The organism is Arthrobacter sp. GW822-FHT05G07, from assembly GCF_058799755.1.
Genome location: NZ_JBXALT010000004.1, coordinates 38,610 through 54,429, shown reverse-complemented (window position 1 = coordinate 54,429; position 15,820 = coordinate 38,610). Strand labels below are relative to the sequence as shown.

Genomic DNA, 15,820 nt, shown 5'->3' with positions numbered 1-15,820 from the left:
ATCCCATGATCCGCTACATCGGCCAACGGTTGCTGCAGGGCGCCTTCGTCCTCTGGGCCGCCTACACAGTGTCCTTCCTCATCCTGTACTTGCTGCCCGGCGACGCCGTGAGCATCATGGCCAGCGGCGACGAACAGAACGCGGTGGATCCGGCACTCGTGGAGAAGCTGCGGGCTGAGTACGGCTTGGACAGGCCTATCCACGAGCAGTACTTCGTAGCCCTGTTCAAGGCGCTCCAGCTGGACTTCGGGCTCTCCATCAAAAATGGTGTCCCTGCAACCCAGACGGTGGCCGAAGTCCTGCCTGAAACCATCAAGTTGGCTATGGCGGGCTTCGCCCTGGCGGTTCTCCTGGGCAGTGCCCTGGCAGTGGTTGCGGCGTTCAGCCGCGACCGCTGGATCCGCCACGCTTTCTCTTCCCTGCCGCCCTTGGGTATCGCGGTGCCCACCTTCTGGATTGGCCTCCTTTTGCTGCAGTTCTTTTCGTTCAGATTGAGGCTGTTCCCGGCGATAGGGAACGACGGCGGCGAGAGCCTGGTGCTTCCGGCCTTGACTCTGGCGATACCCACCTCAGCCGTGATCGCCCAGCTGCTGACCCGCAGCTTGCGCCAGACGTTGGGCGAGCCGTACATCGAACAAATCCGGGCTAAGGGAGCCAGTGAAGCGCTGATCAACTTCGGCCATGCTCTGCGGAACGCGGCCATTCCTACCCTCACCATGCTGGGCATCCTGGTTGGAAACCTGCTTGCCGGTGCAGTGGTGAGCGAAACAGTGTTCTCCCGTGCAGGCATTGGCCGCCTCACAGTGACGGCGGTGAACAGCAGGGACATCCCTGTGGTGCAAACGCTGGTGGTGCTGGCCGCAGCAATCTTCGTGATCACCAGCTTGATTGTGGATCTGATCTACCCGCTCGTGGATCCGCGCATCAACACCACGCGGGCCAAGGCCTAGGAGGGCCAACATGACGCAGCAACTTGTCAGGGAGACGACGTCCGGAAATACGGCCTCCCCGGAGGCGAAGCTCGCGGGCTCCGCCATCTCCGATTCAGCTCCAACTGCCTCAGGCCAGGCTTCCGTTCCCGGTTGGGTCATCAGGATCCGCCACGTCTTCGGCAAGCCGGGGTTGGTGTTGTCCGTTGCCGTTCTGGTGTTGGTGGTCCTTTGGGCGCTCATTCCCGCGGCGTTTACGCACTGGCCGCCGGACACAGGGGTTCCCGCGGACCGGCTCAAGCCACCGTCCGCGGAGCATTGGTTCGGAACAGACAGCCTGGGACGCGACCTGTTCTCCAGGGTGGTCCACGGCTCGGCGACCTCCTTGGCTGCGACCGCCGTGGCCGTCGCTGTCGGTTTGGTGGCAGGATCCGCCTTGGGTTTGCTGGCAGGCTCCATCAGGGGATGGGTGGATGACGCCATCATGCGCGTCATGGATGTCCTGCTGGCAATCCCAAGTCTCCTGCTTTCCTTGGCCCTCATCACAGTGCTGGGCTTCGGGACCATCAACATTGCCATCGCGGTGGGCGTTGCCAGCGTGGCCAATTTCGCCCGCATCATGCGTGCCGAAGCCCTCCGCGTGAGTACAGCCGTCTACGTTGAAGCAGCACGGTCTTCAGGTGTCCGCTGGCATTCCATCCTGCTGCGCCACATACTTCCCAACGCCGCCGGCCCGGTTCTCGCCCTGTCCGCGCTGGAGTTCGGCATGGCCGTCCTGTCCATTTCTTCCCTGAGCTTCCTTGGCTTCGGGGCACCACCACCTGCCGCCGAGTGGGGATCGCTGGTGGCCGGAGGCCGCGACTACCTTGTGGCGGCGTGGTGGTTGGTGACGTTGCCGGGCGTGGTGATTGCCGCCGTCGTGCTGTCCACCAACCGTATTTCGCATGCTTTCCAGGACGCTGAAAGGAACCGGCGATGAACACCAACGCTGAACCGCTGTTGAGGATCGAAAACCTGCAGGTCGACTACCTGGTGGATGGGACGCCGCGGAAAGCGGTGGCCGGTGTGAGTTTTGAGGTCCGGGCGGGTGAAGTGGTGGCGATAGTGGGGGAGTCGGGGTCCGGCAAAACCACCACGGCGCATTCCATCATCAACCTGCTCCCCGGCAATGCCCGGGTTTCCTCCGGGAGCGTGACATTCGACGGCACTGACCTGACCCGCTTGACGAGCAAGGAGTGGCAGGGGGTGCGCGGGAAGGAGATCGGGCTGATTCCGCAGGATCCAACGGCATCGCTGGATCCCTTGCAGCGCGTTGGGGAGCAGGTGGCCGAAGCCCTGACCATCCACAAACTCCAGCCCAAGAAGGCCGCCCGCCAAAGCGCCGTGCGGCTTCTTGAGGAGTCAGGAATCCGCGACGCCCCAACCCGCGCCCGCCAGTTCCCGCACCAATTCTCCGGCGGCATGCGACAACGCGTGCTCATAGCCACAGCGCTTGCTGCGCGGCCCAAGCTGGTGATTGCCGATGAACCCACCAGCGCCCTTGACGTGACGGTCCAGCGGCAGATCCTGGACAACATCGCAGCCCTTACCGCCGAGCGTGGCACAGCGGTCCTTCTGATCACCCACGACCTCGGCGTCGCAGCTGATCGCGCCCACCGGATCATCGTGATGCGCGGCGGCGAAATTGTGGAGGAAGGGTCCGCCGCAGCTGTGTTGGGAAGCCCGCAGCACAGCTACACACAGCAACTCATCGCGGCGGCACCGGGGCTCAGTCCCCGAAGACTGCGGCCCTCGCTGGCGGCAAAGAGCTCGACGGCGGGAAGTGACGTAGTGCCCAGCTCGCCTCTTGTGGAGGCCAAGTCCCTCCGGAAAGTCTTCACGCTGCCGCGGACAGCCGGAGGCGCCAGGACCTTGATCGCAGTCGACGATGTTTCGCTGGGGATCAACCGCGGCGAGACGTTGGCGCTGGTGGGTGAGTCGGGCTCGGGAAAAAGCACCGTGGCCCGCTTGCTGCTGCGCTTGGACAAGCCAACCTCTGGTTCGGTGGAGTTCGACGGCGTGGACCTTGCCTCCGTCCGTGGCGAGCGGCTCCGCCAGCTTCGGCGTCGCTTCCAGGTGGTGTTCCAGAGCCCCTACGCTTCCGTGGATCCTCGCTTCTCCGTGGAAGAGATCATCGCCGAGCCACTGCGGGCCTTCTCGGAGGGCTCTCCAACTGACCGGAAGCGCCGGGTGAAAGAGTTGTTGGAAGAGGTGCATCTGCCCTCCGACTATGGAGGACGGCGACCAGCGGAACTGTCGGGCGGCCAGCGGCAGCGCGTCGCCATCGCACGGGCTTTGGCGCTGAAGCCCGAACTCGTGGTCCTGGATGAAGCGGTATCCGCGCTGGACGTTTCCGTGCAGGCACAGATCCTGAAGCTGCTGGCTGAACTGCAGGTACAGGAGTCTCTGAGCTACCTTTTCATCTCGCACGACCTCGCGGTGGTGCAGCAAATTTCGGACCGGGTGGCTGTCATGAAGGCTGGCAAACTGGTGGAGATCGGCGATGCGGGAGACGTGCTGGAGAACCCTGTGGAGGACTACACCCGCCAGCTGATCTCCGCCATTCCGGGGCGAGTGGTGGTGTCAATCTGACGATTGTGGCGGCCTCAAATCCGAACATTTCCTAACGAAGCCGGACAGTCATTTCCTGTCAAACCCTTGACCGGGCACTTGAGGCACTGGTAAACCTTGTGAGCGGAAAGCGCTTTCTGGCATCGCCCAGCCACCTCCCATTCTTTAGGCGTGGCTCTACTTGACGCGTGTGTGAAACGTTCCAAACATGGGAGCGGCAGACCCACTGCCGCCCTGCATCAAAGGAGATGTTCTTTGGCTTACCCCTCGAAATGTTCCTACCGCAGTACCCGTACCCGTAGCCGTGCATTGAAGGCCGTCCCCCTGGCAGCCTCGGCGTCACTTGCCGCTGCAGTCATAGCGCTGACGGGCGTCCCGCTGGCTCAAGCAGCGCCCGCCCAACTCGCGCCGGCAGCGCAAACCGGACTCCCCGGCGTCGTGCCTGCCGCGAAGGATCCCTCCGCCCTCAAGCGGCAAGTGGAGAACCTGGACCGGGCGCCGGTGGCTGTCCTGACTGACCAAGGCGTCACAGTGAGCTGGCGTATGCTCGGCCTGGACAAGGACAGCATCGGCTTCCAAGTCCTGCGCGACGGCGTCAATATCACCCCGGAACCCATCCGAAATGCCACGATGTTCGTGGACCCGGATGGCACCGCCGAATCCAGCTACGTCATCAAAACCGTCGGCAACGGGCAGGGGCAGGACAAACTGACCCAAGCGGTAACGCCGCTCGCGCAGAACTACCTGGCCATCAAGCTGGACAAGCCAGCAGACGGAGTCACCCCTGACGGAAAGCCGTACAGCTACTCGGCGAACGACGCCACGGTGGCGGACCTCGACGGCGACGGGAAGTACGAGGTCATCCAAACGTGGGCGCCATCCAACGCCAAGGACAACTCCCAATCCGGCTACACGGGGAACGTCTACGTGGACGCCTACACGCTGGACGGCACCAAGCTGTGGCGCATCGACCTGGGCCGAAACATCCGCGCCGGCGCTCACTACACGCAGGTTCTGGCCTACGACTTCGACGGCGACGGCAAGGCTGAGGTCTCCCTCAAGACAGCCGATGGCACCCGCGATGCTGCAGGAACGGTGATCGGAAACGCCGACGCCGACTTCCGCAACAGTGCCGGCTACGTGCTGTCCGGTCCCGAATTCCTGACAGTCTTCAAGGGCGAGACAGGCACAATCATGGACACTGTGGCCTACGAGCCCCCGCGCGGCTCTGTCACCGGCTGGGGTGACAACTACGGAAACCGCGTAGACCGTTTCCTGGCCGGCGTGGCTTACCTCGACGGCGAGCACCCGTCCATGATGTTCAGCCGTGGCTACTACACGCGCACCGTCCTGGTCACGTACGACCTGGTCAACGGCAAGCTCGTGAAGCGCTGGACCTTCGATTCAAACCTCGCCGGCGATGAATACAAGGGGCAGGGCAACCACAACCTGTCCGTAGCCGACGTGGACCAGGACGGCAAAGACGAGTTCGTCTTCGGCTCCATGACCATTGATGACAACGGCCAGCCGCTTTACAACACCAAGCTCGGCCACGGCGACGCCATCCACACCAGCGACCTTGATCCGTCCAGGCCCGGGTTGGAGACGTTCGCCGTCCACGAGAGCATGAGCCAGAGTGGCAACCGCGGAGCAACCTTCCGCGACGCCGCAACCGGTGAAGTCCTGTGGAGCATCCCCGCCGCCAGGGACACCGGTCGCGGTGCGGCAGGCGACATCGATCCCCGCTACGCCGGGGCTGAAGGATGGGCCGTAGGAGGTACGGCTGCCTGGGATTCCCCCGTTGGCCAGTTGGTATCGGCCAAGGGCGAGCTGATCGCCGAGAAGATCCCTGCCGCGAACTTCCTGGCATGGTGGGACGGTGACCTGCTCCGCGAAGTGGTGGACCACGACTACGACGCAACCTTGTCCCGCGGCGTTCCCACCATCTCCAAGTGGAACTGGGAAACCGAGTCCAGCGATCGGCTGCTGACGGCAGAGGGTGCACGCAGCAACAACACCACCAAGGGCAACCCGTCAATCCAGGCAGACATCCTGGGCGACTGGCGCGAAGAGATCGCCTGGCCGTCCACAGACAGCACTGAGTTGCGGATCTACACCACCACCGCTCCCACCGAGGTTCGCCTGCGGACCCTGATGCATGACACGGTCTACCGCACAGCTGTGGCACGGGAAAACGTGGCCTACAACCAGCCCCCGCACCCGAGCTTCTTCATTGGTGAGGGCATGCAGGCTCCGGCGATTCCCGCCGTCGTCTACACGGGTAAGTAGCGTACACGGGGAAGCAACCGGCTCCCTGTAAGGGAAGTCCCTGCAACACGTGAGTGCTCGACAAGAGAATGCCGCCCGGGTCGCGTTGACCCGGGCGGCATTTCGGTGTGAAGGGCTTACCGCTGTCCTGGCAGCCCGCCCAGCGGTGGGATGAAGCCTTCGCCGCGGCCCTCATCTGCCTTTCGCTCAGCTGCGCTGCGGGTGTCGCTGTCAGCAGTTTCGTCGGAGTCGCCCTCCAGGTCCACCAAGCCGTTGGTTTGGTCGAACACGTGCGTTGCGGGGTCGATCACCGGCGTTGAATCCGAGGCTGCGCTGGCGCCCGTGGCGGCAGCAGCTCCCGTCGTCGGGGTAGCGGTAGTCGCGGTCCCAGGAGCCGGAGTTGCGGCTTCGGGCGCCTGCTTTTCGATGTACTCCTTGAACTTTTTCAAGTCTGACTCAGCCTGCCTTTCAACAATGTGCAACTTGTCGCCCAGGAACTCGAGGACGCCGTGCGGTTCGTATTCCAAGGACAGATGCAGGGATGTCTGGCTGGGGCCGGCTTCCTTGAAGTCAACCCAGCCGGCATTCTTGGCACCTTCCACGGCGGCCCATGCCACCGCGCGGTCAAGGTCCTGCTGAACGATCTTGGCTTCCCAGCGGCGATGGACGCCTGCAATTTCGGCCACCCACTCCAGCCGGTCTTCGCTGAGCCGCGTTACGCGTTCCACTCCGCCCATGAAGTGCGGAAACTCCTCGAACTTGGTCCACTGCCTGTAGGCCGTACTAACCGGAACGTTGACCATGATTGTCTTGTTTACTTTCGTGGTCACGATGTCCTCCTCCTGCTCGACTCGGTATTGATCAGCATGCTTACATTATCGAGCTTTTTGGAGGGTAATAACAGGCCCGGTCAGCCCCAACGCTCTCTCACATAACGGCCCCTTCCGCCCAACGCTCTATCACCTGGTGAGAGAGCGTCGGCGGAAATGGCGCGTTATGTGAGAGAGCGTCGGGAGGGACTGTGCCCGGCCGGGCCCTAGGAGATCACCCGGCCATCCTGAATCAGGTACTCAAGATGCTCGGAAATGTCGGCCAGCACCGAGATGTCAGCCACCGGGTCGGCGCCCAGGACCAGCATGTCGGCATCTGCACCAGGCGCGATCACGCCAAGTTCACCTTCGCGCTCAAGCAGCAGGGCCGCCGTCGTGGTTGCGGAGCGGATGGCGTCAATAGCCGGTTGGACCTTGCCGAGCAGCCTGAACTGTTCATTTTGATGGCGATGCATTCCGCCCAGGAGGTCCGAACCGAAGGCCATTTTCACCCCGGCTTGGTGGGCGCGGGCAATTGCTTCGAGTCCGCTGGTGAGGACGGAATCCACCTTGGCCCACATTTCCTCCGTGAGCCCGAACTCCTTGCCCTCTTCCTTTAGCGCCCAATACGTGACCAGTGTGGGGACCAGGAAGGCATCCTTTTCCAGGAACAGCTTCAGGCTCTGGTCGTCCAGGAGGTTGCCGTGTTCGATCGAGCGGACACCGGCTTCAAGGGCGCGGTTGATGGCGCGGGCGGTGTAGGCGTGGGCGGCAACGTAGCGGTTGGCGGCCTGGGCTTCCTCCACCGCGGCGCGCATCTCTTCCATGGAGTACTGGGTGGAGTCGATGCGATCCGTGGGGGAGGAGACGCCGCCGGACGCCATGATCTTGATGTGGTGGGCGCCCTTGCGGATCTCGTCGCGAGCGGCGGCGCGGACTGCGTCCACGCCATCGGCTACGCGCCCGATGCCGCAGCATCCACGGCCGTTGGGGTCATGGTCTTCGCCGGGCAGGCGCATGTCGCCGTGACCGCCGGTCTGGCTGAGCGCGTGTCCGCAGAAATGGATTTTCGGACCCTCAAGCAGGCCCTCTCCTTGAGCCATGGCCAGCCCGAAATCGGCGCCGGAGAGATCGCGGACAGTCGTGAAGCCGCGACGCAGCATCTGCCCCATGATCCGTGCCGTCTGCGCGTAAACATAGGACGCCGGCGTGTAGGTCAGTGAACGGAAGTCGGCGCTGGATGCGACCACGTGGACGTGGGCATCGATCAGGCCGGGGATGACGAACTTGCCGGTGCCGTCGATCACCCGCGCGCCGGCTGGCGCCTCGGCGTTCGGACCGACGCTGCTGATCTTGCCGTCAACGCTTACGACGTCGGCGGTGGAGTAGGTGCCGGCCTCAACGTCCAGGACGCTTGCGTTGCGGATGAACAGCGGGGTGGTTTCTGGGGTGGTGCTCACGTTAAACGGTGTCCTTCGCGGGTGCTTCGGGGGATTCGGTGGGATGGGCCTCAAAGGCCTGGACGAGTGCAGACAGGTTCGCATTGATGACGTCGACGGCGGTTTCCACACTTTGCTGCGTGTACTTGCCTTCCGCGTCCAAGAGGGCGAGGACGCCCACAACATTGTGCTGTTGGTCGAGGACGGGCACGTTGATGACGGCGCCGCAGCCGAGCTGCTGAATAAGTTGGGAGTCGGAGAAGACTTCCCGGAGGGCTTCCAGGTCGGGGGCAAGGAAAGGCTTCTTGTCCTCGATGACTGTCCCCAACCAGCCGGGGGAGATCTCCACCGTTTTCTCGCCGCCCACAGGGTATTCGGCCGGGTGGCTGGTGAAGAGCCGCTTGAGGCTGGAACGCTGCGGGATCCACTGCAGGGCAGTAAACAGAATGACTCCTGGTTTCTGCTGCATGGCCCGGAAGGTTTGTTGAAACACTGCGTCTGTGATCATCGCGCTCACTTACTTCCTGCCGCTGCCGGATCATGCTCGGCACGGGCGTTGATGTCCTCCAGTGACTTGCCCGCGGTGGAGGCACCGAAGATCACGACGCCAAGGACACCGATGGTCAGAACCACTGTGGTCATGGTGAACACTCCACCGAAGCCAAGGGATGCAGCGAAGATGCCGATGATGGACGGGGCCAGGATGCTGCCGATGCGGCCTACCGCGCTGGCCAGGCCGACACCCGTGGCGCGCATCCATGTGGGGAAGAGCTCCGGAGTGTATGCGTAAACACCGGCGTAGGTGCCATTCAGGAAGAAGGACAACGTTGCGGCTGCCACCAGGATCATGCCGGAGTCGTTGGATTGGCTCAGCCAGAAAGCGCTGATCGCCGATCCCGCCAAGTACAGGGCGATGGTGTTCTTGCGGTCAATCCGGTCACACAACCACGCGGCGGAGAAGTAGCCGGGGATCTGCGCCAGGTAAATGAGGATCGAGAACTCGAAGCTCTTGGTGATGGTGATGCCCCGGCCTACAAGAAGGGTGGGAATCCAGGAGAAGAAGCCGTAGTAGGAGAACGTGATGACAAACCAGATCAACCAGATCACCGCAGTGCGGCGGCGCATTGCCTTGGACCACATGAACTTGAGGGCGTTCCATATGCTGATCTTCTGCTCGTGCTTGGTGATCTCTTCCTCCGCGGCCGGCAGGGGTGAGAGTGGTTTGCCGGTTGCCTTCACAACGCTCTGCTCAAAGCGATCCACCACTTCCGTGGCCTCGGCTATGCGGCCACGGCTGATGAGATACCGCGGTGATTCCGGCAAGCTGCGTCGCCACCACAGGAGGAGAAGGATGGGGATGGCGGTGATGACCTGCGCCCAGCGCCAGCCGTCCTCGCCCAGCGGGACAACAAAGCGGCCAATGAGGGCGGCGCCAACGAATCCGAAGGAGAAGAACCCGGCCAATGTTCCGATGAACCAGCCGCGACGCTTCGGGGGAATGAACTCGGACAGGAACGGCGCGATGATCACGCTTTCAGCGCCTGCGCCCAAACCTGCAAAGATCCGTGCAATCAGGAAGATTTCGAAGTTGGGGGCCATGGCCGCCACCACTGACATGAGGCAGTAGAAGGCCAGGGCCCAGAGCATGACCTTCTTGCGGCCAAAGCGGTCGCCCATCCAACCGGCCAGGATCGCGCCGAAGAAGAAGCCGAACGGGGCCGCCGAGCCAACCAATCCGAGGCTGGCGGTGTTGAGGCCCCACAATTCCTGGATGCGCGGGAGCAGGAAGGCGACCACTGCCCCGTCCATACCGTCGAACGAGTAGCCGAGGCCTCCGATGAGGAGAAGCTTGTAGTGTGGTCGACTGAGAGCCAGACGATCCAAGCGTGCTGTAAGAGACATGGTGGTTCCTGCCAAAGTGGGCCAAGTTGTACATTTTGAGGAATATGCACAAGTCTGTGCAGAAGCGATGTATCGAAGTTACGGCCAAAGTGTGAGGTAGGTCAATAGGTGGAAGAAGATTTCGACTCGTCAACGTTGACCGAGTGGCTGGACAGCCGCGTCCAGGGGCGTAAGCTCGCGGCGCGCCAAATGCAGGTGATTGGCATCCTCCGTTCACAGCCCCGGCTTGCGTCCTACGGCTCTGTCAGTGACATCGCCGCCGTGGCCGCATCGAACGCTTCCACCGTGACCAGAACCGCGCAAACACTGGGATTCAAGGGCTGGGCGGACTTCCAGTTTGAGCTCCGGTCGCGGTTCCTGGCATCGCTCAGCGCAGTGGAAGTTGCGGCCGAACACAACGGCCACGTGAGTAGTCCTGCGCAGGCTGCGGTGTCCACTGACCGGGCTAATTTGGCCCATTTTGAGCGCACATTGGACGCCGAAACCCTGCACAATATTGCGAAGGCGATCGCCGGTGCGCGGCAGACCTTCATAGTGGCAGCAGGAAGCTACGCCATCCCTGGCAAGGCCCTGGAGCACAACGCGATCATCGCCGGGTACAACGTCCGGCTCCTTGATGCCGATGTCGCAGCCCTCACCAATGCCATTGCACGGCTCGGTGCAGAGGATCTGGTCATAGCCATCAGTCTCTGGCGGGTTTACGACAGCACCATGCGGGCCGTCGAGATCGCCCATAATCTGGGCACGCCTATCGTTTCCATCACCGACAGCGCGGGCTCGCCCGTTGCGGTGCATGCCGACCACAGGATTGTGGTGCCCACGGAGGGTGCCGGCTTCTTCCCGTCCCTAACAGGTGCGGTGGCCGCGGTCCAGGCGATCGCCGTCGAGCTTGCCTCCCTCGATCGCGAGAGATCCAACCAGAACATCGCCGCCTCGGAGCGGACCTGGGACCAGATGCGCATCATGCATCCACGGTCTACGTCCTAGCTTCGCCAGCGAAATGTCGCTTTGGAAACCCGTTGACACCATTCAGCGTCGGAGATATCGTACAACCAAATGGTTGTAGATCAGCTCCGCAGAAGTCTCTCTGACGACGAAACAGACCGCCTGTTCCAAGCACTGGCCGATGCCACGCGCAGGGACATCGTGGCCAGAGTGACGGCTGGAGAGTACTCCGTCTCCGGTCTGGCTGCGCTCTACACCATGAGTTTCGCGGCCGTGCAGAAACATGTTGCGGTCCTGGAACGGGCCTCCCTGGTGACCAAGGAGAAGCGTGGGAGGGAGCAGATTGTGCGGGGGAACCATGAGGGGCTGCAAAAAGCCCGGCATCTGTTGGACCAACTTGAACTGATCTGGCGGCAACGTGCCAGCCGGATCGCGGACATACTCGCCGAAGACGATGAAAGGGATCTGCCATGACTGTTGTCAGCGTAGACAAGGATGTTGAGGCCCTGAGCTTCAGCATTGTTGCTGAATTCGATGCCGACGTGAAGCGCGTCTGGGCTATCTGGGAGGACCCCCGGCAGCTGGAACGCTGGTGGGGACCGCCCACCTGGCCGGCAACTTTTGAGACCCACGAGTTTACCGTCGGGGGAAAGGCCGCCTATTACATGACCGGCCCGGACGGCACCAAAGCCCGCGGCTGGTGGCAGTTCACCACCATCGACGCCCCGGACCACCTCGAGTTTGACGACGGCTTCGCGGACGAGCACGGCGCACCCGTGGATGAACTGGGTGTCACCCATGCCACCGTGAAGCTGGAGCCCTTGGAAAACCGGACACGAATGACCATCACCTCCACCTTTGAGTCCGAAGAGCAGATGCAAAAGATGGCCGAGATGGGAATGGAAGAAGGAATGCGCGAGGCGATCGAGCAGATCGACGCCGTGCTTTCGGAACCGGCCAACGCCTGACTGCTGAACCACACGCAAAAAGATGCCGACGACGGCGGGTGCCTCCCACCGTCGTCGGCGTATGGTTAAGTCCCGGCTGCCTCTCGGAACGGACCAGTGTCATGGCGCGAATGATCATCATGGGCCCTCCTGGTTCCGGCAAGGGCACGCAAGCCGAGCACATCGCACGGCGTTTCGGCATCCCGGCCATCTCCACCGGGGATCTGTTCCGTGCGCACGTCCGGGACAAAACCGAATTGGGCGTAGAGGCCAGCGGGTACATGGATCACGGAGAATTCGTGCCTGACCACGTCACCACAGCCATGCTCCGGCGGCGGCTCGAGGAAGAGGACGCCAGCGAAGGGTTTCTGTTGGACGGCTACCCGCGGACGGTCATCCAGATAGGCGCGCTGGACGAGATGCTCGCTGACCGCCAGCAGACATTGGAGGTAGTTCTCGAGCTGACGGCACCGGACCATGAGTTGGTGTCCCGGATGCTGCTCCGAGCGCAGGAGCAAGGGCGTGCCGATGACACCGAACCGGTGATCCAACGCCGGCTGGAGCTGTATCGGGCCGAGACGCAGCCGGTGCTGACGGCGTACTCTCAGCGCGGGATTCTGCTCACGGTTGACGGATCCGGCGAGCGGGAAACCATCACGAAGGCCGCGGTCGCCGCGTTGGAGGGAGCGCTGGCGGGTTAGCCGGCAAGTGCTGGCCGCTGGCAGGGTTAGCCACTTGCAGGATTTGGGAGCCCGGCAGTCGGAAGCTCCGCTGCGAGGGAGCGAAGATACGCGGCGAATCCTTCCGGCGCGCGGGCATATGTCCGGCCCGAGGTCACAACACGGATAGTGTCCGTGGCGGTGACTGCGAAACCGTGGCGGCGGAGCCGTTCCACCAGGACGCGGTCCTCGTGGGCGCGGAGCCCAGGGAAGCCGCCCGCACTGAGATAGGCCGAAGCGCGGATGCCCAGATTGGCACCGTAGATGTGCTGGTGGTCCTCCCGGAAGGGGTGGAGTTCCAGCCATCGTCGATGAATGGCCGGGTCCATGTCCGCCGGGTCGGGCTCCACGGATCCAAGGATGGCGTCTGCTCCCATGGTGGCCAGTTCCACTTGCCGTGTCAGCCAATGTGGCGGGACGGCCGAATCGGCATCGGTGGTGGCAAGCCAGGTACTCGCGGTCCCGTCAACATCAAGGCATTCCAGTGCGGTGCGGAAACCCAGGTCACGGCAGGCACCCGTGCTCCGCAGCTCCACGTCCACCACGCTGAAGCGCGCGTCGCCGGCAACATGCGCGGCGGTGATCTCAGCCGAGTTGTCGGTGCAATGGTCCAGAACCACCACGATCTTGACTGCCATGTCCCGGTAGTCCCGCTGCAGCACGTCCGCTGCAGCCTTCAGCGCGAGCAGGGCTTTGCCGATGTGCTGGTCTTCGTTGTGGGCGGGCATCACTACCGCCACGCTCTTGATCTCCCGCTGTCCAGGCATGGCTATTGCGTCCCGTCCGGGGCAAGAAGAACCTCCAGCATGAAGTCCTTCTCGCGGTAGAGTCCGTGCGTTGGCCAGCCGAGTTGGCTGCGGGCCATCGCATGGACGCCGTCGGCATCCAGCTGCCAGCCGGAGATGGGGTGCCGCCAATGGCACAGGAGCAACGTGCCGCCGGGCCGGGTGGACGCTTCAATCCGAGCCAGTAATTCGCCGAGCTCATCCGGTGAGAGGTAGTAGCCCGTCTCGGACAACACCACCAGATCAAATGTTCCCTCAGGCCACTCGCCGGGCATGGTCAGGTGCCGGGTATGCGCACCCGGAATTCGTGAAAGCCGCTCAGCTGCCTGGGCGAGTGCTGCGCTGCTGGCGTCCACTCCCAGGAACCGCTGGCAGCGCTGCGCGAGCTCCTCACTGAGGGTGCCGATGGAGCAACCCAGTTCCAGGCCGGATGCATACGATTCCTCCGGTAGGGCTGCAAGCGTCAGCGCTCGCTTGCGTCGCTCGTACCAGCTGGTGGTGTAGCTCCAAGGGTCATCTGCTCCGGCATGAACCTCATCAAAGATGCGCTCCGCGTCCGCGGCGCTGTTGGTGCCGGCCTTGGAAGGATGCCAAGCGAAGGTTTCCCATGGCCTGGCGAAGTGCTCCAGGAAAGTGTCCGAAAGGAGTGTCTCATCACCGGGCTGATCGGAAAGCGGCTCCGTTTGCGAGGCGTGGGCGCCCATGGCCTTCGTCTTGGCCCGTTGCTGCTCCGGGCTAAGCGGCACCCGTACCCACGACTCCCACGTCGCGTCTTCCGGACCGGCCCATAACCAGTACCAGATGGGGTATTCCAAGAGACCGTGGCCGCCCTGCATCGCGACCTCCGCGGCGACGGCGCCAAGAGTGTCATGGTCCGTGTGCCCGTCGTGGCGGTAGGGGGCCACAATCGTCACTTCCTCGTCGGGCCGCCCGATCTCGGCAATCGTGGCCCGTATGGCGTCGGCAACGCTCTCCGCGCTGGCCGCCAATTTCCCGTCCGGGAGTTCCAAGAACCGCCACGTGGCGTTGGGAGCCAGCCCGGACACTGCCGTTCCGAACTCTCTGAGCCTGACAGCGGCAAGCTGTTCCGGCGTCGTGGTTTGCGAGTCCGGGTGCGACGCTTCGCCTGCCGTGCACAGCAGAACCTCCACTGCCGCTCCGGCGGCATGAAGTTTGGCCAGGAAGCCGCCGGCACCCAGGGTTTCGTCGTCAGGGTGCGCGGCCAGCACCACAAAGGCCGTGGCCGCGAGCTCTTCTGCGCTCAGCGGCAGCTCCGGCAACGCCGCAACTCCGCTGGTAGCCCATTCGGACTCCGACGTGCCGGTGTCCGTGTGCGAGAAAGCTACCATCCGCGGTCCCCTTTCAGAGCCAGTGCACCCAGTTGGGCATCGTCCCGCATGGCGTGATGCTGCCTGATGTACAGAGACAGGTCCGCCATGCGCTTGCCATACGCTTCGTCGAAAGCCAGCGGCCCGGGGCCCAGGTTCTGCGTCACCAAGGTTTGGACACGCTCGACGGCGGCGGCAACAGTTCCGCGGACACGGAGGGCCTCGCTCCAGGCGCTCGGGCTGCCCTCGTCAGAGCCCTCCAGCTCGCCGGCGTCGATGCGTTCAGCTGTCTGTGCGAGGTAGCTGGTGGTTGTGGCAAGGATGCGGTCTATCTCGCCCAGGGACGCCAGCGCAATCTGGTCTGGTTCGCGCCCATTGGCTGCGGCATTCTTCAACGCATCCGCGTAGTCCCGCGCTAGGGCCACCGCACCGCCGAACCAACAGGCAGCCACACCCATCCCACCCCAGGCGAAGCCCGGTCGCTGGAAATACCAGCTTCCTTGGTTCACGGGCTGTGCCGCGACTTGGTCAAAGTGGACTGTTCCGCTGGGGATCTCTTGGAGGCCGCGGCTGGTCCACACTGGCGTTTCGCAGGAGACTCCTGCGTCCTTCAGGTTCACGGCGAAGGCAGCCCTACTGCCGTCTTCTGTGTGAGCGGTGATCACGGCGCCGTCCAGCTGCGCGGCGAGTGAGCACCAGGGCTTGGATCCGTTGAGGACGTAGGAGCCGTCAGCGGTGCGCTTGGCCTCGAGCTTCATTCCGGGGCCTTCCGCTGCGAAGACTCCCCATGCTCCTTCGTGTTCGCCGTCAGCCCCGGCTTGAACTCCGGCTTGGGCGAGGATCGCGAGAGCGTCGAGGTGCGGTTCGAGTACCCGCCCGGCGGCGACGTCCACGGCTGTCACGGAGGCCAACAGTTCCCACAGCTTGGCGGTGTTTCCCTCGCCTGGCTTTGGGGCAGTCCGTCCGATGTCCTCGGCTATGGTCAGCAAAGTAGGCACGTCGCCCACTGATGCCCGCACTTTTTCGAGCACGGGTTCCAGTGCTTGCAGCTGCGCGGGTTCGGAACTGAGGCGTACGGGCTGGGCTTCGGAATAGCTCATGATGCCAAGCCTAAACTAAGGAACCTTAGGTTATGTGTG

Annotated in this window: 15 protein-coding genes; 8 read left to right on the top strand and 7 right to left on the bottom strand. The window is 63.3% G+C overall.

Annotated features, from left to right (window positions below; genetic code table 11):
- The first annotated feature begins 5 nt into the window (after positions 1–5).
- From AC1RJY_RS07510 to AC1RJY_RS07495, 4 genes are all read left to right on the top strand, one after another.
- Positions 6–950, top strand: coding sequence for an ABC transporter permease (locus AC1RJY_RS07510; protein ID WP_498602011.1), 945 nt, complete (start codon positions 6–8; stop codon positions 948–950).
- A 10-nt stretch (positions 951–960) separates the two neighbouring features.
- Positions 961–1,908 (top strand): ABC transporter permease, encoded by a 948-nt coding sequence (locus AC1RJY_RS07505; RefSeq protein WP_498602010.1) that lies wholly within the window; start codon positions 961–963, stop codon positions 1,906–1,908.
- The gene (locus AC1RJY_RS07500; RefSeq protein ID WP_498602009.1) at positions 1,905–3,560 is read left to right on the top strand and encodes a dipeptide ABC transporter ATP-binding protein; all 1,656 of its coding nucleotides are present in this window, start codon (positions 1,905–1,907) and stop codon (positions 3,558–3,560) included. Before AC1RJY_RS07505 ends, AC1RJY_RS07500 begins: the two co-directional genes overlap by 4 nt.
- A 234-nt stretch (positions 3,561–3,794) precedes the next feature.
- Positions 3,795–5,828 (top strand): rhamnogalacturonan lyase, encoded by a 2,034-nt coding sequence (locus AC1RJY_RS07495; RefSeq protein ID WP_498602008.1) that lies wholly within the window; start codon positions 3,795–3,797, stop codon positions 5,826–5,828.
- 116 nt (positions 5,829–5,944) lie between these two features.
- Here the strand turns inward: AC1RJY_RS07495 and AC1RJY_RS07490 are convergent, their stop codons facing one another.
- From AC1RJY_RS07490 to AC1RJY_RS07475, 4 genes are all read right to left on the bottom strand, one after another.
- Positions 5,945–6,637 carry an SRPBCC family protein gene (locus AC1RJY_RS07490; RefSeq protein ID WP_014922738.1) on the bottom strand — a complete coding sequence of 231 codons (693 nt, stop codon included), beginning with the start codon at positions 6,635–6,637 and terminating at the stop codon, positions 5,945–5,947.
- A gap of 206 nt (positions 6,638–6,843) precedes the next feature.
- Complete coding sequence (locus AC1RJY_RS07485) at positions 6,844–8,076, bottom strand: metal-dependent hydrolase family protein (protein ID WP_498602007.1); 1,233 nt, start codon at positions 8,074–8,076, stop codon at positions 6,844–6,846.
- A 1-nt stretch (position 8,077) separates the two neighbouring features.
- Positions 8,078–8,563 (bottom strand): GAF domain-containing protein, encoded by a 486-nt coding sequence (locus AC1RJY_RS07480; RefSeq protein WP_014922736.1) that lies wholly within the window; start codon positions 8,561–8,563, stop codon positions 8,078–8,080.
- Between the two features lie 5 nt (positions 8,564–8,568).
- Entirely contained in the window at positions 8,569–9,957 is a 1,389-nt protein-coding gene (locus tag AC1RJY_RS07475) for an MFS transporter (protein WP_011776051.1), read from the bottom strand.
- A gap of 108 nt (positions 9,958–10,065) precedes the next feature.
- Between AC1RJY_RS07475 and AC1RJY_RS07470 the strand changes: the two genes are divergently transcribed.
- The 4 genes from AC1RJY_RS07470 (at position 10,066) to AC1RJY_RS07455 (ending at position 12,550) form a co-directional block, all read left to right on the top strand.
- On the top strand, positions 10,066–10,944 hold the full coding sequence (locus AC1RJY_RS07470) for a MurR/RpiR family transcriptional regulator (protein ID WP_014922735.1): 879 nt from the start codon (positions 10,066–10,068) through the stop codon (positions 10,942–10,944).
- A gap of 69 nt (positions 10,945–11,013) precedes the next feature.
- Positions 11,014–11,376, top strand: a complete 363-nt coding sequence (locus AC1RJY_RS07465; protein ID WP_011776049.1) for an ArsR/SmtB family transcription factor — start codon at positions 11,014–11,016, stop codon at positions 11,374–11,376.
- Positions 11,373–11,870 carry an SRPBCC family protein gene (locus AC1RJY_RS07460; RefSeq protein ID WP_498602006.1) on the top strand — a complete coding sequence of 166 codons (498 nt, stop codon included), beginning with the start codon at positions 11,373–11,375 and terminating at the stop codon, positions 11,868–11,870. Before AC1RJY_RS07465 ends, AC1RJY_RS07460 begins: the two co-directional genes overlap by 4 nt.
- Positions 11,871–11,971: 101 nt before the next feature.
- Complete coding sequence (locus AC1RJY_RS07455; RefSeq protein WP_014922733.1) at positions 11,972–12,550, top strand: adenylate kinase; 579 nt, start codon at positions 11,972–11,974, stop codon at positions 12,548–12,550.
- Positions 12,551–12,576: 26 nt separating this feature from the next.
- Here AC1RJY_RS07455 and AC1RJY_RS07450 read toward each other — a convergent pair whose 3' ends face one another.
- The 3 genes from AC1RJY_RS07450 to AC1RJY_RS07440 are packed head-to-tail and all read right to left on the bottom strand — an operon-like array spanning position 12,577 to position 15,781.
- On the bottom strand, positions 12,577–13,335 hold the full coding sequence (locus tag AC1RJY_RS07450; protein WP_498602005.1) for a glycosyltransferase family 2 protein: 759 nt from the start codon (positions 13,333–13,335) through the stop codon (positions 12,577–12,579).
- A gap of 2 nt (positions 13,336–13,337) precedes the next feature.
- Positions 13,338–14,702 (bottom strand): PIG-L family deacetylase, encoded by a 1,365-nt coding sequence (locus AC1RJY_RS07445; protein ID WP_498602004.1) that lies wholly within the window; start codon positions 14,700–14,702, stop codon positions 13,338–13,340.
- Positions 14,696–15,781, bottom strand: a complete 1,086-nt coding sequence (locus AC1RJY_RS07440; protein ID WP_498602003.1) for an acyl-CoA dehydrogenase family protein — start codon at positions 15,779–15,781, stop codon at positions 14,696–14,698. The genes AC1RJY_RS07445 and AC1RJY_RS07440 overlap by 7 nt, the downstream gene beginning before the upstream one ends.
- Positions 15,782–15,820: the final 39 nt, after the last annotated feature.

What these genes read in the sequence shown, in the direction of transcription:
- AC1RJY_RS07510 (WP_498602011.1), top strand. Translation starts at nt 6, where the DNA reads ATGATCCGCTACATCGGCCAACGGTTGCTGCAGGGCGCCTTCGTCCTC.
- AC1RJY_RS07505 (WP_498602010.1), top strand. Translation starts at nt 961, where the DNA reads ATGACGCAGCAACTTGTCAGGGAGACGACGTCCGGAAATACGGCCTCC.
- AC1RJY_RS07500 (WP_498602009.1), top strand. Translation starts at nt 1,905, where the DNA reads ATGAACACCAACGCTGAACCGCTGTTGAGGATCGAAAACCTGCAGGTC.
- AC1RJY_RS07480 (WP_014922736.1), bottom strand. Translation starts at nt 8,563, where the DNA reads ATGATCACAGACGCAGTGTTTCAACAAACCTTCCGGGCCATGCAGCAG.
- AC1RJY_RS07475 (WP_011776051.1), bottom strand. Translation starts at nt 9,957, where the DNA reads ATGTCTCTTACAGCACGCTTGGATCGTCTGGCTCTCAGTCGACCACAC.
- AC1RJY_RS07465 (WP_011776049.1), top strand. Translation starts at nt 11,014, where the DNA reads ATGGTTGTAGATCAGCTCCGCAGAAGTCTCTCTGACGACGAAACAGAC.
- AC1RJY_RS07460 (WP_498602006.1), top strand. Translation starts at nt 11,373, where the DNA reads ATGACTGTTGTCAGCGTAGACAAGGATGTTGAGGCCCTGAGCTTCAGC.
- AC1RJY_RS07455 (WP_014922733.1), top strand. Translation starts at nt 11,972, where the DNA reads ATGGCGCGAATGATCATCATGGGCCCTCCTGGTTCCGGCAAGGGCACG.
- AC1RJY_RS07450 (WP_498602005.1), bottom strand. Translation starts at nt 13,335, where the DNA reads ATGCCTGGACAGCGGGAGATCAAGAGCGTGGCGGTAGTGATGCCCGCC.
- AC1RJY_RS07445 (WP_498602004.1), bottom strand. Translation starts at nt 14,702, where the DNA reads ATGGTAGCTTTCTCGCACACGGACACCGGCACGTCGGAGTCCGAATGG.
- AC1RJY_RS07440 (WP_498602003.1), bottom strand. Translation starts at nt 15,781, where the DNA reads ATGAGCTATTCCGAAGCCCAGCCCGTACGCCTCAGTTCCGAACCCGCG.